Below are 20,458 nucleotides of genomic sequence, written 5' to 3'. Positions count from 1 at the left end.
GTCGGCCCGCCGTCGGCCCGCCGTCGGTCCGCCTCCCGCCCGCCGTCAGCCCGGCCGGCCGGCGTGGTGGGCCAGGGCGGCGTGCGGGTCCTCGTGGCCGGCGGTGTGGTCGATGTGCACGGTGGCCGCGGTCAGCCGGGGGACGGCGTGGATCAGGGCGTGTTCGGCCTCGACGGCCAGGGCGTGCGCCTGCACCACCGTGAGGTGCGCGTCGACGACGATGTCCGCTTCGGCCCGCAGAGCGTGCCCGATCCACCGCATGCGGACCTGTCCGGTGGCCCGTACGCCGGGCACGCCGAGCAGCGCTCCGCGTGCGGCGTCGACCAGGGCCGGGTCGACCGAGTCCATGAGCCGCCGGCAGACCTCGCGGGCGGCGTCGCGCACCACCACGAGGATGGCCGCGGTGATGAGCAGGCCGACGATCGGGTCGGCGCTCTTCCAGCCGAGCGCGGCGCCGCCCGCGCCCAGGAGGACGGCGAGGGAGGTGAACCCGTCCGTGCGGGCGTGCAGTCCGTCGGCGACGAGCGCCGCGGAGCCGATGCGGCGGCCGGTGCGGATCCGCTGCCGGGCCACCCACTCGTTGCCGAGGAAGCCGACCACCGCGGCGCCCGCGACCGCCCAGAGCTGGCCGATCTCGCGGGGGTGCAGGAGCCGGTCCACGGCCTGGTACGCGGCGAGGGCGCAGGAGGCCGCGATGGTCAGCACGACCACGATGCCGGCCAGGTCCTCGGCGCGGCCGTAGCCGTACGTGTAGCGGCTGTCGGCCGCGCGCCGCCCGAGGAGGAACGCGATGCCGAGGGGGACGGCGGTCAGCGCGTCGGCGGCGTTGTGGACGGTGTCGCCGAGCAGGGCCACCGACCCGGAGAGCGCGACGACGCCGGCCTGGACCGCCGTGGTGAGGCCCAGGACGCCCAGGGACATCCACAGCGTGCGCATGCCCTGCCGGGAGGTCTCCATCGCCGGGTCGACCTTGGCCGCCGGCTCGTGGCCGTGCGGGGTGAAGGCGTGCGCCACACGGCCGAGCCGCTGCGGAAGCCGGGGTCGCAGCCGCCCCCGGAGCAGCCCGTCGTCGTGCCCGTCGTCGTGCCCGTCGTGGTGCTCGTGGTGGTGGCTCACAGCGTGCCCGCTTTCGACGAGGACGACAGGGGAGGGGTGGACGCGAGCGTCCACCTGCCTATTGTGTGCGTATGAGCGCACGCATGCACCTATCACCTGCGCAGGGTTCGCACCCGCAAGAGCCCGGCCCCCAGGCCTTCGAGGCCGCGGCCGCGATCCTGGGCCTGCTGGCCGACCGCACCCGCCTCGCCCTCCTGCACGCCCTGGCCTCGGAAGAAGCCGATGTCGCCACCCTGGTCGCGGCGGTCGGAGCCGCCCGGCCGGCCGTCAGCCAGCACCTCGCCCGGCTGCGGATGTCGGGACTGGTGACCACCCGCAAGGAGGGCCGCCGCGTGGTCTACGCCCTGGCAGACGACCACCTGCGGCGCCTCGTCGCCGAGGCGATCTCCGCGGCCGGGCCCGATCGCCCCGGTCACGGCGGGGTGTGACACTGGGCGGGTGTCCGGAGGAGGCCGGTTCCCGGCCGGTGCGGTCACCGTCGCGGCGGCCCTCGTGCTCGCCGCGGGCGGCGGCCCGGCCGCGACCACTGCCACGGCCGCGCCGGCGGCCGCTGAAGTGGCGACCGTGGCCCAGGGAGGCGCCTCCCCGGATCCCTCCCGCCCGGTGCCCGTGGGCGGCGGCCGCCACATCCGGCTGGAGTGCCGGGGAACGGGGTCGCCGACCGTCGTGCTCGTCTCCGGGGCGGGCGGGGCCGGGGACGAATGGACCCATGTCGTGGACCCCGCCGCCCCCGCGACCGGCTTGAAAACCAGTCCGGAGGCGGTGCTTCCGACGGTCGCCTCCTTCACGCGGGTCTGCGCCTACGACCGCCCGGGGACCACCCGGGCCGACGGAACGCCGGCCTCCTCGACCCCGGTGTCCCAGCCCACCACGGCGCGGGAGGGGGTGCGGGACCTGCGGGCGGCGCTGTCCGCCGCCGGCGAGCGCGGGCCGTTCGTACTCGTCGGCGCCTCCTGGGGGGCGATGATCGCCGAGCTCTTCGCGCGCACCGACTTCCACCGGGTGTCCGGGCTCGTCACCGTCGACGGCGCGTCCCCGTACCTGCGCGACACCCTGACACCGGCCCAGTGGTCGGACTGGATGCGCAAGATCGAGACGACGGACCGCGGCAAGGGCCTCGAAGTGCCCGACTACGAGGCCTCCGTGGCGGAGATCCGCGGCGCGCCCCCGATGCCGCACCCCCTGCCCGCCGCCGTGCTGACCTCCGACGAACCGTGGGACCTCGCGGTCGGCGACAGCGGATCGACCTGGCCGGCCTGGCTCGCCGCCCAGGACGACCTCGCGCGCGCCCTCCACGCCCGGCACGTGACCGACACCGGCAGCGGCCACGGCATCGCCGTCGAGCGGCCCCGGCTGGTCGCGGACGCAGTGCGCCGGGTGGTGGACGAGGCGCGCGAGCGGTGAGGAGCACGAGGGCCCGGCCCGCGGGCGGATCCGGGCCCCGCCGTCAGCGCGGGCGCACGGCCGCGTCCAGCTGCGCCGCGCAGCGGGCCAGGCCGTCCGCCGCCTTCGCGCAGCGGTCGGCCAGGGCCTCGACCCGCCACCGGAAGGCCTCGGCCTGCGGCCCCCTCCAGTCCAGCGCCGCGGCTCCCGCCCGCAGCAGTTCCGCCTGCCGCAGCAGCGCCGCGGAGTGCGCCCGCAGCCCCTCCGCGGGCTCGTACCGCCGCACCTGCCGCCCCGTACGCGGCGCGGGAACGGCCGTCACAGCGCCCGCCACGGGGCGAAGGCATTGGTCACGCCGTCCAGGGCCGGGGCCAGTTCGGGGTGGTGGCGCAGCAGGACGGAGACCATGCCGCCCCGGTCAACCCACTCCAGGCCCTCGGCCGTGTACACCTCCGGCCGGTAGTCGGTGGTGAAGAACCGGTCGCTCTTCAGCCGCCTGCTCGCCATCAGGATGAAGATCCGGAACAGCGAGTCGCTGAAGCCGAACCCGGCCGGCCGCGGCTCGGCGAGATTGCCGACCAGCGTGTCCACCCGGTCGAGGCGCCCCTCGTACAGCTCCTTCAGCAGCGGAGTGTCACCCGGGTGCCCGCCGGTCAGTTCCTCGAAGGAGCTGACCGGGCGCTTGCGCAGCATCTGCCGGTAGGCGTTGTAGCGGGGGACCCCGCGCTCGCGGTCGCGCAGGACGTCGACCGTCCCCAGGTCGGTGTGCTCGCCGGTGAGCCGGGCCAGATTGCGCAGCGCGTCCGGGTGGTTGTGCAGCACGAGGGCCCCGGGATGGGCCGTGCCGAAGCTGTAGAAGAGGTCGCTCATGCCGTACGCGTCCACCGCCGTACGGGTGGTCGCGCCCTGCATGTCCTCGAAGCCGATCCGCGCGCGCACGGCGCCCCCGCGGTGGTCCCGCACGGCCAGCTCGTCGGGGATCAGGGGGTGCAGCCGGTACGCGGAGACGAACTCCTCCGTCATCGAGAACGGCGCGGCGTGGTGGTCCGTCGGGGAACCGAGGATCCCGCTGAGCATCTCGCCCCTGCCGACGCGCCCGTACGTCCGGCTGACCCAGCGCGGCAGCACCCCGTACCAGTTGGCGTCCATCGCGCGGCGCAGCACCGGGGTGTCGAGGATGCCCGGCGTCCACTCCACCGTGTGGATCTTCGCCATCAGCGCGGTGTTGACCAGCCGCGCGGTGTGGAAGAGCCGCTCGTCGCCCCAGGTCGGGTAGTGGGCGCGCAGGTAGTCGCAGATCGCGTTGTGCTCCTTGGCGAAGAGCGTGTGCAGCAGCGACAGGCCGGCCCAGTAGTCGCTGTTCATGCCCGTCCAGTCCAGGCAGGACCTCCCGGGCCGCGGGTCGGCCGGAAGCCGTCCGTCCTCGACGATCAGCCGCCCGTGCTCGCCCGTGCGCAGCGCCCGGCAGCGGGCCTCGTCGGACCCGTAGATCTGCGAACCGTCCCACCAGTGCGTGACGGTGTTCTCGTACGTGGGGGGCACGTCCGCCGCGGTGTGCGCGACCGGGTCGGGGCGGGTGCGGTTCACGCGCATCGGGCAGCTGCCGCCCCGCTCGGCCCAGTCGTCGTCCTCGGCGAGCGGGACGGTGAACGGCTCGGCTTCTTCGTTGTCGCCGTGATTGGCCCAGCCGTGGTTCTCGAACTGGATCCAGGCGGCGGCCAGCAGGTTGAGGGTGGGCGCGGGCACGAACCCCTTGCGGGCCAGCAGCTGCCTGCTGATCTCGCGCGGGCTCGGCGACATCAGCTCCTCTTCGGAGTCCGGGAAGACCAGGTGCAGCGGGGCGTTGCGGTCGAGCCGGGTGCCGACCCGGCCCATGTCCTCGTCGTACGGGTCGTAGCCCGAGCCGTCGTACGAGCGGAAGGGCGCGAGGACGCGGGTGGGACGCCGCAGGCGCTCGCCGCCCGCGCCGTACGTGTCGTACAGGTTCTTGCGGCGCAGGTCGTCGCGGAGCACCCGGAGGTTCAGCAGCCCGAGGGGGAGCGGCAGTTCGTGCCATTCGCGCGTGCGGTTGACGCGGGCGAAGGCGGCCGAGCCGAGGCGTTCGAGGAGCCCGGGCGGGCCGTACGAGGGGGCCTGGCCGGGGTGGTCGGCCTGCGCGGGGAGGGCCGGGGCCGCCCGGGTCCCTTCGTTCGCGGCGGTGCTCGGCTCGGTGGAGGCGGTGTCGGTCATGGCGTTCCTCAGCGGTCGGCGGAACAGGGGGAAGGGGCGGGAGGGCGGCGGTCCGCGGTCAGCGGTCGTACAGACGGAAGAAGCGCGCGTCGGTCACCCGGCCCCGGAAGGGCGCGAGGGCGGCGTCGACGTGTGCGCTCGCCTCGGGCACCTCGTGTTCGAGGTTGTGCGCGTACCGCTCCGCCGCGTGGCACAGCGGAAAGGCGTGCGTGTCGTCGGTCCAGGTGAACTCGGTGAACTGTTCGGGCAGCGCGTACGCGGAGACCGAGGAGCGGCCCTCCAGGCCGGGCACCACGTCGTGCTCGTTGACCAGCGAGTACACCCGCGTCCGGGGATCGGCCGGGCGTTTGCCGTCGACGGGGGAGCCGATCGCGACGACGTGCGTGACCTGGTGGATCCCGCAGAAGTCCCGGTCCGCGGCCAGGTTCATGGCGGTGATCCCGCCCAGGCTGTGGCCCACCAGGGCCAGTTCGCAGCCCGAGGGGATCAGCACGCGCAGCGCCTTGGCGACGGCCCTGGAGTACGGGGTGGCCGGCCGCGCGACGGCGTGGACGGCGCCCAGCAGGTCCTGGGGGCTCTTGTCGCTGACCCCGGACATGCCGGCCAGGTGGACCACGTACCGCTGCACTCCGTCGGGTCCCACGACCTGCTGGACCAGCAGCGTTCCGTCGGTGCCCACGGCGCCGATGTTGCGGACGTACCCGGCGATGGTGCCCGAGGTGTCGAGGCGCCCGGCGAGCGCGGGGGACGGGACGAGCGGTTCGGCCCGGCCCGGTCCGCGGTCGAGGAAGGCCCAGACCCGGGCGCTGACGCCGAGGATCGGCTCGGTGCCGGTCAGGGTGCGGCCGGTGGCGATCTCCCAGCCCGCCCCGTCGTTGAGCGGGTTCTCGTCGGTGAGGGCGTTCCAGGCCAGGACGTCGGCGAACGCGGGGGCCAGCAGGGCGAAGGTCCGCTCGGCGCCCCGGGCGGCGAGGATCGAGCGGAAGACGCGGACCGCCTCCCGCTGCCGGTCCTCCCGGACGGCCCGCAGCACGCGTGCGGTGTCCGGGTCGGCGAGCAGTTCGGGGTGGGTGACGGCGGCGGCCCGGATGCGGGCCTTCAGGCCCGTCACCGCCAGACTGACCGCGAGGCTCTCCCGGCTGGTGAACACCCCGGCGAGCCGGCCGACCCGGGCCAGGCCGCGGCCGCGCGGCGCCCAGCCCAGTCCCTCGGGGTCGGTGATCGTCCGCAGCAGGGTGCGCCAGGCGGCGCCGCCGCCGGCGCGCGGGAGCCGGGTGCCGAGGGCCAGTTCGGAGGCGTACCGGGAGGCCTCTCCCACGGCTTCGGCGGCCTCCGCGAGGACGCGGCACAGGTGGTGCAGGGAGCCGATCTCCGGTTCGTGCCCGGCGACGGCGCTGGTGGCATCGGTCATGCAGGTGCCCTCCGGGGCGTGGTGGGGTGGGTGGCCGGCCGGATGTGCGGCCGGTCGACCGGACGGACGTGCGGCGCGGGCCCGGCGGCCGGCCGGCCCCGCGCCGCCGCACGTGCTCAGCGCGGGGCGAGGGTGAGCCGGATGCCGGCCGAGGCGAGGAGGCCGGGCAGCGGACGGCACGGGTCCACCGCGGGCCCGCCGCCGGTGACCCGGTGGCCCCGCAGCACCGCCGCGGTCAGCAGCGAGGCCGTCAGCACGCCCAGGTGCTCACCCGGGCAGCGCCCGCCGCCGTGGCTGAACGGAGCCATCCGGATGTCCTGCGCCGCCCCGGGCCGCAGCCACCGGGCGGGCACGAACTGGTGGGCCGCCGGCACGTGTTGCGGATCCCGCTGATGGAACAGGGCGGGCACCAGCACCGCCGTCCCCGCCGGGTAGTGCACCCCGCGCCACTCGGTCTCGGCCCGGGTGACCCGTACGAGGTCCGGCACGATCGGGAACAGCCGCAGGGTCTCCTCCACGCAGGCCCGCAGCCGGGGCAGCTCCGCACCCCCGCCCTCCACCTCGCCCCGCAGCGCCTCCTGCTCGGCCGGATGCGCGCCGAGCAGCAGCAGGGTGCGGGCGACGGTCGGGCCGACGGTGTCGAGGGCGAGCAGCCAGTGGTGGGCCTGGCCCACCGCGTCCAGCGCGGCGGCGTCCGGTCCCGCGGCGGCCGGATGGCCGTGGGCGAGCGCGGCCAGGGTGTACGGCTCGGCCCGGGCGGCGTACTCCTCGACGCGGGCGGCGGCCTTGCGGTAGAGCGCCTCGGCGGCCGCGGCCCGGCCCTTGCGCATCCGCATCCAGTTGGCCTCCTCGCGGATCACGAGCAGCCACCGGGCGAGCTCCTCGTCGTCCGCGGCCGCGTCGCCGAGGACCATCCGGCGCCCGAGCCGGGCCACCGTGCGCCGCAGCAGCGGGAAGTCCAGCTCGGAGCCCTGGACCAGGGCGGTCGCCTCCTGTGCGACGAGGGCCCGGAACTCTTCGCACGAGGGGTGGACGGGCCGGTCGGCCGCGAGCACCTCGTCGTTGACGCGGCGGCGTTCCTCGCGCGTGTCGCCGTGGGAGCAGATGACGCCCGTGGGCTCCAGCAGCGACAGCCCCTTGTACTTGTCGGGCGCGTCCATGGCGAGGGTGCGCACGGGCAGTTCGTAGAACCGCCGTACGTCCGCGTGGTCGAGCAGGACCAGCAGCGGCCCGGACAGGCCGCGCACCTCCACCGGCGCCCCGCCGTGCCGGGCGCGCATGGCCCGCAGCGTCGCGGCCGACCAGCCCTGCTGGCCGAGGGCCGCGTACGCCGCCACCACCCGGGGCCGCAGGTGGAAGGCCCCGCGGACGAACGCGGGCAGCGTGTGGGTGGCGGCGAAGCGGACGGTCTCGGCGCGCCCGGCCCGGGCGGGCCGGGGTACGGGGAGCGGGGCCGCGTCCGCGGTCCGGTCCGCGGCCCGGGCGGTCTCGGCGGCGCTCTCGTCGGCGGGCCCGGAGCGGGCCGTGGCCTCGGTCATGCCTCCACGACCTTGCCGGGGTTGAGCAGGTTCTTCGGGTCGAAGAGGCGCTTGAGCCCGCGCTGGAGTTCCAGGCTCACCGGGTCGAGCTCGCGGGTCAGCCACTCGCGCTTGAGGGTGCCGATGCCGTGCTCCCCGGTGCTGGTGCCGCCGAGGGCCAGGCCCGCGGCCATGATGTCGTCGTACGCGGTCCGGGCGCGGCGGAACTCGTCCGCGTCCGATTCGTCGAAGACGACGGTCGGGTGCAGATTGCCGTCCCCCGCATGGCCGAGGGTGAAGATCCGCAGCCGGTTCCGTGCGGCGATCTCCTCGATCGTGCCCATGAACTTGGCCAGTTCGGAGCGGGGCACGGCCACGTCCTCGATGAAGGCCGTCGGCCGGCCGCCGAGGGTCGCGGCGAACGCGCCCAGGGCCGGGGTGACCAGCCGCCGTGCCTCGATGACCTGCCGGGACTCCTCGGAGCCGGAGGCGGTCACCACGTTCCGGGACCCCGCCTCCTTGCACAGGAGGGCCATCGACGCCAGGTCGCGGGCGGGCTCGGCCGTGTCGCTCTCGATGATGAGCGTGGCCGCGGCCCCCGGGGCCAACATCGGGTGCCCGTGGTCGGCGACGGCCTGGGAGGTGGCCCGGTCGAGGAGTTCGAGTGCGGACGGGACGTGGCCGGCCGCGGTGATCGCGGCGACTGCGTCCCCGGCCGCGGTCAGGGTCGGGAACTGCGCCAGCATGGCCAGCGCGGGCGGCCGTACGGGGCACAGCCCGAGCGTGGCGCCGACGATGACGGCCAGGGTGCCCTCGGAGCCGACGAGCAGCCGTGTCAGGTCGTAGCCGGCGACCCCCTTCGCCGTGTCCCGGCCGGTGCGCATCCGGCGGCCGTCGGCGAGGACGAGGTCCAGCCCGCGGACGTAGTCGGCGGTGACCCCGTACTTGACGCAGCAGATGCCGCCCGCGCCGGTCGCGATGTTCCCGCCGATGGTGCAGTGCTCCCAGGAGGCGGGGTCGGGCGGGTAGGAGAGGCCGTGCTCGGCGACGGCGTCGTTCAGCCGCTTGGTGACCACACCGGGCTCGCAGCGCACGAGCCGGTTGGCGGGGTCGATCTCCAGGATGCGGTCCATCCGGGCGGTGCTCAGGACGACGCAGCCGTCGATCGCGTTCGCGGCGCCCGCGAGGCCGGTGCGGGCACCCTGCGGGACGACCGGGACGCCGAGTTCGTACGCGGTGCGCATGATGTGCCGGACCTGCTCGGCCGTGCGCGGGAAGGCGACGACGGCCGGGGTGCCGGCCTCGGAGAACGGCGCGGCGTCGCGGGCGTGCGCGGCGAGGGTCTCCGGGTCGGTGTGCAGGACGTCGGCGTGGTCGGTGAGGAGGGTGCGCAGGCGCGACAGGAGTGGGGTTTCGGGGGACATGAGGGCCTTCTGACAGTGGTGGGGGGAGGCTGGTGTCCGGGCGGCGCGGCGGCCGGGCTTCAGAGGGAGGGGAGCTCGGTGGTCACGGGCACGTCGATCAGCACCGGCCCGTCCTGCTGGGCGGCCGCGTCCCGTACGAGCTTGGTGAGTTCGCCCGCGCCCTGGGCCCGGTGGGTGCGCACCCCGTAGCCGTCGGCGACGGCCGTGACGTCGATGCCGGGGATGTCCAGGCCGGGGGCGCCCTGGGCGTGCTCGAGCTGCGCGAACCAGTGGAGGATCGCGTACTTCGCGTTGCTGAGGACGACGAACGTGACCGGGACCTTGTACGCGGCCGCGGTCCACAGGGCCTGCACGGCGTAGTGGACGGAGCCGTCGCCGATCACGCAGATCACGGGGCGGTGGGGCGCGCCGAGCTGCGCGCCGACGGCCGCGGCGGCCCCGAAGCCGAGTCCGCCGCCCGCGGAGAACAGGTAGGAGTCGGGGGTGCTGATGCGGGTGGCCTCGTGGAACTGCGGCACGTTGGAGGGTGATTCGTTGACCCAGAGGGTGTTCTCGGGGGCGCCCTGCGCGATGGCCGTCAGGGCGGCGAGCGGAGTGAGGGTCCCCTCGGCCGCCTCGGGGAAGCGCACCTGCTCGTGCGCCGCCGCTGCGGGCGCACCGGCGGCCGGGAGCAGCTCCGTGAGGGCCCGTACGGCCAGGGCCGGATCCGCGACGACCGCGTCCCCGACGGGGGCCCGGGCGGCCTCCTCGGCGTCCCGGGTCAGGAGCACGAGCTCGGTGCCCTCGGGCAGGTGGGCCCCGGGGACGTAGGGGTAGTAGCGGAACACGGGCGCGCCGACCACGACGACGAGGTCGTGTCCCTCGAGCTGTCGGCCGAGAGGCCCGATCGCCGGGGCGAGATCCCCGCGGAACTGCGGGTGGCTGCGCGGGAAGGACACGCGGGCGGAGACGGGCGCGGCCCAGACGGGCAGTCCGGTGCGCTCGGCGAGTGCGAGGACGGCGTCCCAGGCGCCGGAGGCGTCGACGTCGTCCCCGACGACGAGGACGGCGGAGCGGGCGCGGGAGATCCGGTCGGCGAGCGCCGCGACCGTGGCGGCGTCGGGTGCGGCGGCGTGCGTGATCCGGCGGGCGGCGGCGGCCTGGCCGGCCCGATCCTCCTGCTCGGTGAGCTCCGCGTCGAAGTCGTCCATCGGGAGGGAGAGGAACACCGGCCCGTGCGGCGGGGTTTCGGCGATCTGCACGGCGCGGGCCAGCGCCGCCGGGACATCGGCGGGGCGCGGGGGCTCGTACGCCCACTTGACGGCGGGCTGGGGGAGCAGTGTGGCCTGCGGGTTGGAGAGCAGGGCCTCCATGGTGAGCATGGCGCGCACCTGCTGGCCCGCGGTGACGACCATCGGGGTGCGGTTCGCGCGGGCGTTCAGGATGGCGCCCATCGCGTTGCCCGTGCCGGGCCCGGTGTGCAGGTTGACCAGGGAGGTGGTTCTGGAGGCGAGGGCGAAGCCGTCGGCCATGCCGACGACGACCGCCTCCTGGAGGCCGAGCACGTACCGGAAGTCCTCGGGGAACCGCTTGAGCATCGGCAGCTCGGTCGAGCCGGGGTTGCCGAAGACCGTGGTGACACCACGTGCTCGTAGAACGTCCAGGATTGATTCGCGAACCGTGCGCATTCGGTGTCCTTCCGCGCAGCCGGGAGCACTGTCGGTGATCAATCCAGCACACTGAGTTGATCTTTACAAAAAGCCTCCACGGCATATTCATCTCTGCTATGCGCGTACTGCGTGCCCGCTCCCGTACCGGCCGCGCGGCCGGTCGGGGTTGACGCGGTGTCCAGGGGGTGCGCCCGATGTCCCCCCGATGGGTGGACGGGCTCGGCGCCCGCGGATGGTGAACAACCCGTACGGCGTACCGGACATGCGGGTCCGGCCGGAAGGGGGAGCGGGGTTCAGTCGGTCCCGGGGCGGAACCTCAGCGGGTGGTCCGCAGGGACCTCCACGAGGGCGATCCGCACCCCGTCCGGATCGGCGATCCACATCTCGATCAGCCCCCAGGGCTCCCGCACGGGCGGCCGCAGCACCTCGGCACCCCGGGCCAGCAGCTCCTCGTACGCCGCCTGCGCGTCGGCGACTTGGAGCCACAGCCGGAGCCCGGGGGCGGGCGGGGCCTCGGCGCGTCCCGAGACCTCGAGGAAGCCGCCGCCCAGGAAGTAGACCGTGCCCCGGTCCGGCCCGGTGCCGAACTCCCGGTGTACGGCCAGCCCCAGGGTGCCGCCGTAGAAGGCGCGCGAGCGTTCCGGGTCGGCGGGGGTGAGCAGGACGCGGCTGCCGAGTACGTGCACCATGGTCCCGAGCCTAGGGGGTGTCTTGCCGATCACGCCGGGCTCGCCAAGACACCCCCTAGGGGTGTCCTGGGCGGTGGCGCGGGTGTGGCCGTCCGGCGCCCGCCCGGGCCTGCCCCCGGGCATCGGTCGCCGTCGCCCCGATGAGGAGGCGGCCGCGGCGGTCGCGATGTCCTCCATGCCGCAGCCGCCCCTCCCTCGCGGACGAGGGCGGGAGGCTCGCCGTCCTCCCGGAAGCGTTTCGCCCGCTTCCGCCAGGATGGCGGGTCGGGGACCGGTCAGGCCTGCGGCACCGCGGCGTCGAGGGCCGTGGTGAGGCGGTGCAGGCGGGTCTGGAGGTCCCGGATCTCGGCGAGCTCGAAGCCCGTCGCGGCCGCGATCCGGCGCGGCACCTCCACGGCGCGGGCGCGCAGCGCCGTACCGGCATCGGTGAGGCCGACGTGGACCGAGCGCTCGTCCTCGGCGCTGCGCTCCCGGTGGACCAGCCCGGCCACCTCGAGGCGCTTGATCAGCGGCGACAGCGTGCCCGAGTCGAGGCGGAGGTGGGTTCCGATCTCCTTGACGGGCGTGGTGCCGTGCTCCCACAGCACCAGCATCACCAGGTACTGGGGGTAGGTCAGGCCGAGGTCCTTGAGGACGACGCGGTAGAGGCCGTTGAAAGCCCTGCTCGCCGAGTTGAGCGCGAAGCAGATCTGGCCGTCCAGACGGAGGAAGTCCTCTTCGCGGAGGGTGGGGGCGGGCTGCTCGCTCATGGACCCGAGTGTACCCGGGCAAGGCTTGCGAGTCATTTAGTTGTGCACAACTGAATTGTGTGCTCTACTTCTGGAGGTCAGCCGAACACCGGCTGGACGGTCACCACCGTGAGAGGAACCCCCGATGGACGCGCTGTACACCGCTGTCGCCACCGCCAACGGCCGCGAAGGCCGCACCGTCAGCTCCGACGGCCAGATCGACCTCGCGCTCGCCATGCCCCCGGCGCTCGGTGGCAACGGCCAGGGCACCAACCCCGAGCAGCTCTTCGCCGCCGGCTACGCCGCCTGCTTCGCCAGCGCCCTCGGCCTGGTCGGACGGCAGGCGAAGGTCGACACCGGCGAGGTGTCGGTCACCGCGGAGACCTCGATCGGCAAGGACGACACGGGCTTCGGCCTGGCCGTCACCCTCCGTGTCGAGCTGCCCGAGTCCCTCGCCGGCGAGACGGGCGAGCTGCTGGTCAAGCAGGCCCACGAGGTCTGCCCCTACTCCAAGGCCACTCGCGGCAACATCCCGGTCACGCTGGTGGTCGAGTAGTCCCCACGGGGGTCCTCCCCATGGCACCCGGCCCGCCCCCCGAGGGGGCGGGCCGGGGCGTTCCCCGAGGTCCGGCCGGGCGTGGGCCTCCTCGCGTTCGCGCCCCCGGGGACGGCGGCGCGAAGGGCCGCAGCGCCGTCCGCTCGCGGCCACCGCGTCACCGGGCCGCCGACCCGCCCCGCGCCGGAAGCCGCGGGGACGGGCCCGGCGCGGTCGGCACCCGGTCCGTGAACAGGGCTTCCGGGAGCGGGGCCAGGCCGAGGAGGCCAAGCGTCGTGTCCCTCGCGGCCCGGTGCCAGTCCGGGGCCCGGCGGAGCATCGTGTGACCTCCGTACGGCATCGAGATGCCGGCGGCCCGGGCGCCCCGGGCGCGGGCCCGCCGTACGTAGTCCCACGAACCCCGCGCGTCGGTGACGCGATCGGCCTCGTCGTGCAGGAGCACCACGGCCGTGTCCCCCAGGTGCATCACCGGTTCACCCGGCGGGCACCACGGCGCCAGCCCCACCACCGCACGGACCAGCGGGTCGGCGGCGGCCCGCAGCGCGGCCCGCCCTCCCATGGAGTGCCCGACCAGCACCACGGGCAGGGGACCGGCCACGCAGCACAGCTCGCGCAGCGCCTGCCACACGTCGTGGACCGGATCCGCGCGGTTGCCGTTCCAGCCCCGGTGCTCGTAGCGGACCTCCGCCACCACCACGCCCCGCGCCGCCCCCGAGCCCGAGATCGCCCGCGCGAACGGGCGCATCCGCAGCCCCGGCAGGTTCGGCCGCGGCGGCGCCTCGAGCCCCTGCGCCCGCCCTCCGTGCAGCAGGAGCACCGCCGCCGTCGGATCCTGCGGGACCCGGTGCAGCGCCAGCGCACCCGCCGGCCGCCTCATGCGCGGCCTCCCCTCGGCGGCAGCCTGAGGAACCCGCTGGTACGGAGCAGTACGGTGCCGGCCGCCACGGGGGCGACGGCCGGGTCGCCCCCGAGGGCCTCGCGGGCGGCGGCGTTCACGGCCGCGCTCCCGGCGAGGTGTCCTCCGTCAGGAGCAGCTGCCGGACGTCGAGGTAGCGGGACCGGAACCCGGCTTCCGAGTAGGACAGGTAGAACTCCCACATCCGCCGGAACGTCGCGTCGAAGCCCAGCGCCGCCACGGCCCGCTCCTGCTGCGCGAACCGCTCCCGCCACAGGCGCAGCGTCTGCGCGTAGTGGTCGCCGTACCCCTGGTCGGAGACGATCCGCAGCCCCGCCCCGGCCGCATGTGCCTCGATGGCCTCGCGGGAGGGGATCAGGCCGCCAGGGAAGACGTACTTGCTGATCCAGGTGTGCGTACCGGCGGTGCGCAGCATCCGCTCGTGCCCCATGGTGATCGACTGGAGGGCGATCCGTCCGCCCGGCGCCACCGCGTCCCGCAGGGCCGCGAAGTACGTCGGCCAGAAGTCCCGGCCGACCGCCTCGATCATCTCCACGCTCACCACCGCGTCGTAGCGCCCCTCCACGTCACGGTAGTCCCGCAGCTCCACGTCCACCCGGTCGGCCAGGCCCGCCGCCGCGATCCGGCGGCGGGCGAGGTGCTGCTGCTCGGCGGAGAGGGTCACCGTCGTCACGCGCGCCCCGCGGGCGGCGGCGCGCAGCGCGAGCTCGCCCCAGCCGGTGCCGATCTCCAGCAGGCGGGTGCCCCGGCCGACGCCGGCGAGGTCCAGCAGCCGGTCGATCTTGCGGTGCTGCGCGGCCGGAAGGCTCTCGAGGCGCGCGGGGAAGGAGGTGAACACGGCGGAGGAGTACGAGAGCGTCTCGTCGAGGAAGAGCGCGAACAGCTCGTTCGACAGGTCGTAGTGGCGGTGGATGTTCTCCCGGGCCCCGGCCCGCGAGTTCAGCTGCGCCTCGGGCCTGCGCTGCACCCACGCCCCGCGCAGCCTGCGCACCGGGACGGGCATGAGGTCGTCCACGTGCGCGGCGAGGACGGTCAGCAGGCCGGTCAGGTCGTCGCTGTCCCATTCGCCGGCCATGTAGGACTCGCCGAAGCCGATCAGCCCGTGCGCCCCGATCCGGCGGAAGAAGGAGTCCGGGTCGTGGACGGTCAGCGAGGGACCGCTGCCGCAGGGCGGTTCGGCGCCGAAGCGGCAGCGCAGGGGCAGGGCGGTCACGGCGCGGCGGACCAGTGCGCGGGCGACGGCCGCGTGCCCGAACGGGGCCGCCGGCGGACGCGCCACGTCCGGCCACGCCTGCGCGTCGCAGACGGTGACGGGCTCCGTGCCGGACTCGGTGTCGGCGCTGCGGGGGAGGGAAAGGGTCACGGGAGGATGCCTTCCTGGGGCGCGCGGTCGGGTCGGGGCTGTACGGGCAGCCCGCGGAGCAGCAGGCGGATGCCGTGGCGGCGGATCCCGGCCCAGACGGCGGCCGTGGACCAGGGCCGCCGGGCCACCGCGCGCAGCAGGGCGAGGGCGGTGGCGGGGCGGTGCCGGCCGTGCAGGGTCGCCGTGAAGGGCCGCTGCCCGGCGCGCTCGAGCTGGACGCAGATCTCCAGCCGCTCCCGCGGCTCCGGCAGGCGCATGCGGTAGTGGCCGTCGACGGGGAAGAACGGCGAGACGTACAGCTCCTTCGGCGTCTCGGCCCGGCCGGATTCGTCGGTCCGCAGGAGGTGGCAGTGGCGCTGCCCGTACGTGTTGTGGACCTCGGCCACGACGCAGACCAGGGCCCCGGCGCGGTCGTGGCACCAGTACAGCGTCAGCGGGTTGAAGACGTACCCGAGGACCCGCGCGTGGGCCAGCATCAGGACCTGCCCGCCGTCGAGGTCCACGCCCCGGGAGGCCAGGTACGCGTCGAGTCCGGCCCGGATGGTCGGCGCGGAGGCGAAGTGGTCCCGGGCGCGGAAGCGGGCCAGCGGGCGCAGCGGCCACGGGAGGCGGGGGAGCGCGTCCAGGTCCACCAGCCACATGTACGTCAGGTGGCGGAAGGAGTGCCGTACGGGGGCCGTCCGCGCGTGGGAGACGACGCAGTCGTACAGGGCCGGCACGGCGACGGGCGGGAGGGCCGGGGGCGTCGCGACCGTCCGGTCCGCCGCCGCTGCGGCCGCCGATGCCGTCGGCCCCGGGAGGATCGTGCGCCTCGTCCGCTGTGCCGCGGTGGGCGCGTCCACCCGGCTCACCACCGCACCCCCAGCGCCGCGGCGGCCTGTACGCCCGACCGGCAGCCGTCCTCGTGGAAGCCCCACCCGTGGTACGCCCCCGCGAACGCGGTGACGCGCGTGTTGAGGCGGGGCAGCGCCCGCTGCGCGGCCACCGACTCGGGCGTGTAGACGGGGTGCGCGTAGTCCATGCGGGCCAGGACGCGTTCGGGGTCAATCAGCCCGCCCGGATTCAGGGTGACGACGTACCGGGCACCGCCCGGCAGCCGCTGGAGCCGCGTCATGTCGTAGCTGACCCGGACTCCCCCCGCCCCCGGACGGCAGTCGTCGAGGTGGTGGTTCCAGGAGGCCCGGGCTCTGGGAGAGCGGGGCAGCAGCCCGGTGTCGGTGTGCAGCACCGTCGGGTTCGCCTCGTACCGGAAGGCGCCGAGGATCCGCCGCTCGTCGCGGGTGGGCTCGGCCAGCAGGCGCAGCGCCTGATCGGGGTGCGTGGCGATGACGACCGCGTCGTACGGCTCGGTGGTGCCGTCCTCCGTGCCCACCAGGACGCCGCTCGGTATCCGGTCGACCCGGTTGACCGCAGTGGCGGTCCGGACGTTGCTGATCTCCTTGGCGGCCTTGGCCACGTACGCCGCGCTGCCACCGGTGACGGTCTTCCACCGGGGGGAACCGGCGACGGACAGCAGCCCGTGGTGGTCGAGGAAGCGGAACAGGTACTCGGCCGGGTACTCCAGCGCGGTCTCGGTGGGGCAGGACCACACGGCCGACACCAGAGGCGTGATGAAGTGGCCGACGAAGTACGGGGAGAACCCGCCGTCGTCGAGGAAGGCGCGGAGGGTGAGCGGCCGCTCCGGACCGCCCTCGGCCAGCAGTCGGCGGGCGCGCCGGTGGAAGAGCGGCACCTCCGCCAGCAGCCTCAGGTACCGGCCGCGCAGCGCGGCCCGCCCGGTGAACAGGCCCGCGGGTCCGCGGGCCCCGGCGTACTCGAGGCCACAGCCGTCGCACCGTACCGACATGCTCATCTCGGAGTCCTGCGTGGCCACCCCGAGTTCGCGGAAGAGCCGCATCAGCAGCGGATAGGTGCGCTCGTTGTGGACGATGAACCCCGAGTCCACCTGCACCGTTCCGCCGCCCGGGGCCGGCAGCTCATGGGTGTGGGCGTGGCCCCCCAGCCGGGGGTCCGCCTCGTACAGCGTGACGTCGCACGCCTTCTGCAGGACGTAGGCGGCGGTCAGCCCCGCCACCCCGCCGCCGATCACGGCCACACTCTGGGTACGCACAGTCCGTCACTCCCCACCGGTCGCCACGCCGCCTTCCGGGACGGCCTCTCGCTCTTGATTCGAGGCCGAAGGGCCATCGGATTGGTGCCGGTTGCGGACGGCGGAACCGGCCGCGGCCCGGGTGCTGCCACATTGATCGGCAATTGGCGACCCGGTTGACCAATCCGCACAGATGTCTGCTCCGAAGACCGGTCTGGAAGGCGAACCTGGCAGCATCCGGAGCGGTCGGCTCTCTTTCTGGAAGGGCCGGTCCATTCGACGGGAAAGGATTGTCATGCGACGGACGGACCTCGGCGGACCATCCGCCACCACCGGGCAGCCGCTGCCCTTCGGTGTCCCCGACACCGCGGCTCCGCGGCTCGAGGACCTGATGTCCCGGGTGGCCCGCGGCGACAAGGACGCCTTCTCCGCCCTCTACGACGCCCTGTCCGGAACCGTGTTCGGCCTGGTCGTCCGGGTCGTACGAGACCGCGCCCAGTCCGAGGAGGTGGCACAGGAGGTGATGATCGACCTGTGGCGGCAGGCCGCCCGCTACCGCCCCGAGGAGGGCAGCGTGCTCGCCTGGGCCGCCACCCTCGCCCACCGCCGCGCCGTCGACCGGGTCCGCTCCGCACAGGCCGCGATCAACCGCGAACACGACCAGGCCGCCCGCCAACAGGCGCGCCCGTTCGACGAGGTGGCGGAACAGGTCGAAACCCGGCTGGAGAGCGAACAGGTCCGGCGCTGCATGCGCGGCCTGACCGAGATCCAGCGCCAGGCCGTCACCCTGGCCTACTACCAGGGCCTGACGTACCGCGAGGTCGCGGAGACCCTGCGCACTCCACTGCCCACGATCAAGACACGCATGCGCGACGGGCTCATCCGGCTGCGCGACTGCATGGGGGTGACCACATGAAGCACGACGGAGAACTGCACACCCTCACCGGCGCGTACGCACTCCACGCACTCACGGCGGCGGAACACGAGACGTTCACCGCGCACCTCGCCGACTGCCCTTCGTGCCGGCAGGAAGTGGCCGGGTTCTCCGCCACCGCCGCCCGTCTGGCCGGGGCCGCGACCCTGGCGGCGCCTGCCCGCATGAGGGACGCGGTCCTGCACGGGGTCGAATCGGTACGCCAACTGCCGCCGCTGCTGCCCGACTCGGGCAGGCCGATGACGTTCACCGCGATCCTGCGCCGCAAGGCGATCACGCTGGCCATCGCCGCGAGCCTCGCCGGGGCGGCCGTGCTCGGGGGCGTCACCGTCTGGCAGAAACAGCTCGCCGAGGAGGCCCGGCAGCAGGCCCAGGCCTCCGAACGCCGCCTCCAGGACGTCAGCGCCGTCGTGGCCGCCCCCGACGCCCGTACGGTGCGCGGCCGCACCACCACCGGCGCCGGCACCTCCGTGGTCAGCTCCAAGCTGCAGAACAGGGCGGTCTTCATCGGGACCGGGCTCCCCGACCCCGGCGCGGGCCGGACGTACCAGCTCTGGTTCGACGACCACGGCACCATGCGCCCCGCCGGGCTCCTCACGCAGGACGGGGCCACGCTGATGGAGGGCGGAATCCAGGGCGCCTCCGGGGTCGGACTCACCGTCGAACCCGCCGGCGGATCGGCCCGGCCCACCACCCGCCCGCTGCTGCTGCTCAGCCTGCCGACCTGACCCGCTCCGCTACGGGGCGGGCTTGGCGGCGGGCTTCGCCCGCACGTGCATGCGTTCGCCCTGCCTGCCGAAGAGGCTGAGCACCTCGACGGGCCGCCCGTCGGCGCTGCTGAACCAGTGGGGCAGACGCGTGTCGAACTCGGCGACCTCGCCCGGGCCGAGGACCAGATCGTGCTCGGGAAGCACCAGCCGCAGCCGCCCCTGCAGCACGTACATCCACTCGTAGCCCTCGTGGGTGCGGAGATCCGGCTCGGCCCCCCGGTCCGTGATGATCATCTTGTACGCCTGGAGCGGGCCCGGAGTCCGCGACAGCGGGACGTACGAATCACCGTTCGGCATCGCGTGCGGCGTCAGCCGCACCCGCGGATCGCCCACTTCGGGCGCTCCCACCAGATCGTCCAGCGGCACGCGGTACGCGCCGGCCAGCGGCAGCAGCAGCTCCAGGCTGGGGCGGCGCTGGCCGGACTCCAGCCGGGACAGGGTGCTCTTGGAGATGCCGGTCGCCTCGGAGAGCGCGGCCAGGGTGAGACCGCGCCTGGCGCGCAGCCGCTTGAGCCGCGGGCCGACCTCGTCGAGAACGGTGCGGTAGGGCGTCGGCGGGTCGGCCGGAGCATGGTCGGCGGGTGTGTCCATGGAGGCATTCCACCCGGCCGTCCCGGAAACGGCAACAAGAGTTGTCGGAACGGATCCACCCGGTGCAGGCTCCGCGGCATGAGCCCACACAGCGATCCCGGCCCCGCGCACGAACACGGCCACCGCCACGGCCTCGGCCGCGCGCCCGCGGAGACGTCCGGCCACGGTCACGGCCACCACTCCACCGACGTCGACTGGGACGTCATGGCGACCCAGCTGGAGAGCGGCGCCGCACTCCAGCTCCCCGGCCTGCGCCGGGCGGCGGCCCACCTGGGCGGGCTGCTCGGCCCCCGGGCCGAGGCCGGCCGCATCCTCGACATCGGCAGCGGACCCGGCGTGATGACCTGCGTGCTCGCCGAGGCCTTCGCCGGCGCCGAGACCGTCGCCGTCGACGCCACGCCCGGGCTGCTGGACCGCGCCCGGGCCCGCGCCGAGAAGCTCGGCCTCGGTGACCGGGTGGCCGTGCGCCGCGCGGAACTGCCCGAAGGCCTGCACAGCGGCGACGGGCCCGGCGGGGAAGGCCTCGGCACCGCCGACCTGATCTGGAGCAGCAAGCTCGTCCACCACCTCGGCGATCAGCAGGGTGCGCTGGACGCGCTGGCCCGCGTACTGCGTCCCGGCGGAGTGCTCGCCGTGGCCGAAGGCGGGCTGCCGATGCGCTTCCTGCCGCGCGACATCGGCATCGGCAGGCCGGGCCTGCAGGCCCGGCTCGACGCCCTCCACGAGCACTGGTTCTCGATCATGCGGGCCGAGCTCCCCGGCAGCACCCCCGTCGTCGAGGACTGGCCCGCGATGCTCGGCCGCGCCGGGCTCTCCCGCGTCGGGAGCTTCACGTACCTCCTCGACCTGCCGGCCCCGCTGGGCGAGACGGCCCGCACCTTCCTGCACACCCAGCTGACCCGCCTGCGGGAGTCCGCGGGCGACATGCTCGACGCGGACGACCTCGACACCCTCGACGTGCTGCTCGATCCCGAGGCCCGGCACGGCATCCTGCACCGGCCCGACGCCTTCCTCCTGTCCGCCACCACCGTCTTCACCGGCGTGCGCGAAGCCTCCGGCGGATGACCGCCGCGCGGGCGAGGCCCGTCCCCGC

The 20,458-nt window shown here is 74.8% G+C and carries 21 protein-coding genes; 6 read left to right on the top strand and 15 right to left on the bottom strand.

Annotation, left to right across the window (positions count from 1 at the left end):
- Positions 1-45: 45 nt before the first annotated feature.
- The gene (locus tag ACFY1T_RS23240) at positions 46-1,062 is read right to left on the bottom strand and encodes a cation diffusion facilitator family transporter (RefSeq protein WP_390789934.1); all 1,017 of its coding nucleotides are present in this window, start codon (positions 1,060-1,062) and stop codon (positions 46-48) included.
- A 125-nt stretch (positions 1,063-1,187) separates the two neighbouring features.
- Between ACFY1T_RS23240 and ACFY1T_RS23235 the strand changes: the two genes are divergently transcribed.
- Positions 1,188-1,544 (top strand): ArsR/SmtB family transcription factor, encoded by a 357-nt coding sequence (locus ACFY1T_RS23235; protein ID WP_390789854.1) that lies wholly within the window; start codon positions 1,188-1,190, stop codon positions 1,542-1,544.
- A gap of 10 nt (positions 1,545-1,554) precedes the next feature.
- Positions 1,555-2,520, top strand: a complete 966-nt coding sequence (locus ACFY1T_RS23230; RefSeq protein WP_390789853.1) for an alpha/beta fold hydrolase — start codon at positions 1,555-1,557, stop codon at positions 2,518-2,520.
- A 43-nt stretch (positions 2,521-2,563) separates the two neighbouring features.
- Here ACFY1T_RS23230 and ACFY1T_RS23225 read toward each other — a convergent pair whose 3' ends face one another.
- The 8 genes from ACFY1T_RS23225 to ACFY1T_RS23190 all read right to left on the bottom strand — a co-directional run bounded on the left by ACFY1T_RS23225 (position 2,564) and on the right by ACFY1T_RS23190 (position 12,167).
- Positions 2,564-2,833 (bottom strand): hypothetical protein, encoded by a 270-nt coding sequence (locus ACFY1T_RS23225; protein WP_390789852.1) that lies wholly within the window; start codon positions 2,831-2,833, stop codon positions 2,564-2,566.
- Complete coding sequence (locus ACFY1T_RS23220) at positions 2,818-4,728, bottom strand: peroxidase family protein (RefSeq protein WP_390789851.1); 1,911 nt, start codon at positions 4,726-4,728, stop codon at positions 2,818-2,820. The genes ACFY1T_RS23225 and ACFY1T_RS23220 overlap by 16 nt, the downstream gene beginning before the upstream one ends.
- A gap of 58 nt (positions 4,729-4,786) precedes the next feature.
- Positions 4,787-6,139: a hypothetical protein gene (locus ACFY1T_RS23215; RefSeq protein WP_390789850.1), complete on the bottom strand. Its 1,353-nt coding sequence runs from the start codon at positions 6,137-6,139 to the stop codon at positions 4,787-4,789.
- 116 nt (positions 6,140-6,255) lie between these two features.
- Positions 6,256-7,677: a cytochrome P450 gene (locus ACFY1T_RS23210; RefSeq protein ID WP_390789849.1), complete on the bottom strand. Its 1,422-nt coding sequence runs from the start codon at positions 7,675-7,677 to the stop codon at positions 6,256-6,258.
- Positions 7,674-9,080 carry an FAD-binding oxidoreductase gene (locus ACFY1T_RS23205; protein ID WP_390789848.1) on the bottom strand — a complete coding sequence of 469 codons (1,407 nt, stop codon included), beginning with the start codon at positions 9,078-9,080 and terminating at the stop codon, positions 7,674-7,676. The genes ACFY1T_RS23210 and ACFY1T_RS23205 overlap by 4 nt, the downstream gene beginning before the upstream one ends.
- Positions 9,081-9,139: 59 nt before the next feature.
- Complete coding sequence (gene mdlC, locus ACFY1T_RS23200; RefSeq protein ID WP_390789847.1) at positions 9,140-10,747, bottom strand: benzoylformate decarboxylase; 1,608 nt, start codon at positions 10,745-10,747, stop codon at positions 9,140-9,142.
- Between the two features lie 275 nt (positions 10,748-11,022).
- Positions 11,023-11,418 carry a VOC family protein gene (locus ACFY1T_RS23195; protein ID WP_390789846.1) on the bottom strand — a complete coding sequence of 132 codons (396 nt, stop codon included), beginning with the start codon at positions 11,416-11,418 and terminating at the stop codon, positions 11,023-11,025.
- 275 nt (positions 11,419-11,693) lie between these two features.
- Positions 11,694-12,167 carry a MarR family winged helix-turn-helix transcriptional regulator gene (locus tag ACFY1T_RS23190; RefSeq protein WP_390789845.1) on the bottom strand — a complete coding sequence of 158 codons (474 nt, stop codon included), beginning with the start codon at positions 12,165-12,167 and terminating at the stop codon, positions 11,694-11,696.
- Between the two features lie 124 nt (positions 12,168-12,291).
- Between ACFY1T_RS23190 and ACFY1T_RS23185 the strand changes: the two genes are divergently transcribed.
- A complete protein-coding gene (locus tag ACFY1T_RS23185) occupies positions 12,292-12,702 on the top strand; it encodes an organic hydroperoxide resistance protein (protein WP_030856703.1) in 411 nt (136 codons plus the stop codon).
- Positions 12,703-12,859: 157 nt separating this feature from the next.
- Here ACFY1T_RS23185 and ACFY1T_RS23180 read toward each other — a convergent pair whose 3' ends face one another.
- The 5 genes from ACFY1T_RS23180 to ACFY1T_RS23160 form a co-directional block, all read right to left on the bottom strand.
- Positions 12,860-13,579 carry an alpha/beta hydrolase gene (locus ACFY1T_RS23180; RefSeq protein WP_390789844.1) on the bottom strand — a complete coding sequence of 240 codons (720 nt, stop codon included), beginning with the start codon at positions 13,577-13,579 and terminating at the stop codon, positions 12,860-12,862.
- Positions 13,576-13,698, bottom strand: a complete 123-nt coding sequence (locus ACFY1T_RS23175; protein ID WP_390789843.1) for a hypothetical protein — start codon at positions 13,696-13,698, stop codon at positions 13,576-13,578. The genes ACFY1T_RS23180 and ACFY1T_RS23175 overlap by 4 nt, the downstream gene beginning before the upstream one ends.
- On the bottom strand, positions 13,695-14,981 hold the full coding sequence (locus tag ACFY1T_RS23170) for a class I SAM-dependent methyltransferase (protein WP_390789842.1): 1,287 nt from the start codon (positions 14,979-14,981) through the stop codon (positions 13,695-13,697). The genes ACFY1T_RS23175 and ACFY1T_RS23170 overlap by 4 nt, the downstream gene beginning before the upstream one ends.
- Positions 14,978-15,700 (bottom strand): DUF1365 domain-containing protein, encoded by a 723-nt coding sequence (locus ACFY1T_RS23165; protein ID WP_390789933.1) that lies wholly within the window; start codon positions 15,698-15,700, stop codon positions 14,978-14,980. The genes ACFY1T_RS23170 and ACFY1T_RS23165 overlap by 4 nt, the downstream gene beginning before the upstream one ends.
- A gap of 128 nt (positions 15,701-15,828) precedes the next feature.
- Positions 15,829-17,091, bottom strand: a complete 1,263-nt coding sequence (locus ACFY1T_RS23160) for an NAD(P)/FAD-dependent oxidoreductase (RefSeq protein WP_390789841.1) — start codon at positions 17,089-17,091, stop codon at positions 15,829-15,831.
- A gap of 274 nt (positions 17,092-17,365) precedes the next feature.
- Between ACFY1T_RS23160 and sigK the strand changes: the two genes are divergently transcribed.
- Both sigK and ACFY1T_RS23150 read left to right on the top strand, forming a co-directional pair.
- The gene (gene sigK, locus ACFY1T_RS23155) at positions 17,366-17,986 is read left to right on the top strand and encodes an ECF RNA polymerase sigma factor SigK (RefSeq protein ID WP_390789840.1); all 621 of its coding nucleotides are present in this window, start codon (positions 17,366-17,368) and stop codon (positions 17,984-17,986) included.
- Complete coding sequence (locus ACFY1T_RS23150; RefSeq protein ID WP_390789839.1) at positions 17,983-18,732, top strand: anti-sigma factor; 750 nt, start codon at positions 17,983-17,985, stop codon at positions 18,730-18,732. Before sigK ends, ACFY1T_RS23150 begins: the two co-directional genes overlap by 4 nt.
- Before the next feature lie 9 nt (positions 18,733-18,741).
- Here ACFY1T_RS23150 and ACFY1T_RS23145 read toward each other — a convergent pair whose 3' ends face one another.
- Positions 18,742-19,365, bottom strand: coding sequence for a helix-turn-helix domain-containing protein (locus tag ACFY1T_RS23145; protein ID WP_390789838.1), 624 nt, complete (start codon positions 19,363-19,365; stop codon positions 18,742-18,744).
- A 78-nt stretch (positions 19,366-19,443) separates the two neighbouring features.
- Between ACFY1T_RS23145 and ACFY1T_RS23140 the strand changes: the two genes are divergently transcribed.
- The gene (locus ACFY1T_RS23140; protein WP_390789837.1) at positions 19,444-20,430 is read left to right on the top strand and encodes a class I SAM-dependent methyltransferase; all 987 of its coding nucleotides are present in this window, start codon (positions 19,444-19,446) and stop codon (positions 20,428-20,430) included.
- Positions 20,431-20,458 lie beyond the last annotated feature (28 nt).

It is taken from the genome of Streptomyces sp. NPDC001194 (assembly GCF_042896985.1).
In the GTDB taxonomy this organism is placed as follows: domain Bacteria; phylum Actinomycetota; class Actinomycetes; order Streptomycetales; family Streptomycetaceae; genus Streptomyces.
Note: the sequence above shows the minus strand (reverse complement) of the source record. Positions and strands in the feature narration are given on the sequence as shown.

What these genes read in the sequence shown, in the direction of transcription:
- ACFY1T_RS23235 (WP_390789854.1), top strand. Translation starts at nt 1,188, where the DNA reads ATGAGCGCACGCATGCACCTATCACCTGCGCAGGGTTCGCACCCGCAA.
- ACFY1T_RS23220 (WP_390789851.1), bottom strand. Translation starts at nt 4,728, where the DNA reads ATGACCGACACCGCCTCCACCGAGCCGAGCACCGCCGCGAACGAAGGG.
- ACFY1T_RS23215 (WP_390789850.1), bottom strand. Translation starts at nt 6,139, where the DNA reads ATGACCGATGCCACCAGCGCCGTCGCCGGGCACGAACCGGAGATCGGC.
- ACFY1T_RS23210 (WP_390789849.1), bottom strand. Translation starts at nt 7,677, where the DNA reads ATGACCGAGGCCACGGCCCGCTCCGGGCCCGCCGACGAGAGCGCCGCC.
- ACFY1T_RS23205 (WP_390789848.1), bottom strand. Translation starts at nt 9,080, where the DNA reads ATGTCCCCCGAAACCCCACTCCTGTCGCGCCTGCGCACCCTCCTCACC.
- mdlC (WP_390789847.1), bottom strand. Translation starts at nt 10,747, where the DNA reads ATGCGCACGGTTCGCGAATCAATCCTGGACGTTCTACGAGCACGTGGT.
- ACFY1T_RS23195 (WP_390789846.1), bottom strand. Translation starts at nt 11,418, where the DNA reads ATGGTGCACGTACTCGGCAGCCGCGTCCTGCTCACCCCCGCCGACCCG.
- ACFY1T_RS23190 (WP_390789845.1), bottom strand. Translation starts at nt 12,167, where the DNA reads ATGAGCGAGCAGCCCGCCCCCACCCTCCGCGAAGAGGACTTCCTCCGT.
- ACFY1T_RS23185 (WP_030856703.1), top strand. Translation starts at nt 12,292, where the DNA reads ATGGACGCGCTGTACACCGCTGTCGCCACCGCCAACGGCCGCGAAGGC.
- ACFY1T_RS23180 (WP_390789844.1), bottom strand. Translation starts at nt 13,579, where the DNA reads ATGAGGCGGCCGGCGGGTGCGCTGGCGCTGCACCGGGTCCCGCAGGAT.
- sigK (WP_390789840.1), top strand. Translation starts at nt 17,366, where the DNA reads ATGCGACGGACGGACCTCGGCGGACCATCCGCCACCACCGGGCAGCCG.
- ACFY1T_RS23150 (WP_390789839.1), top strand. Translation starts at nt 17,983, where the DNA reads ATGAAGCACGACGGAGAACTGCACACCCTCACCGGCGCGTACGCACTC.
- ACFY1T_RS23145 (WP_390789838.1), bottom strand. Translation starts at nt 19,365, where the DNA reads ATGGACACACCCGCCGACCATGCTCCGGCCGACCCGCCGACGCCCTAC.
- ACFY1T_RS23140 (WP_390789837.1), top strand. Translation starts at nt 19,444, where the DNA reads ATGAGCCCACACAGCGATCCCGGCCCCGCGCACGAACACGGCCACCGC.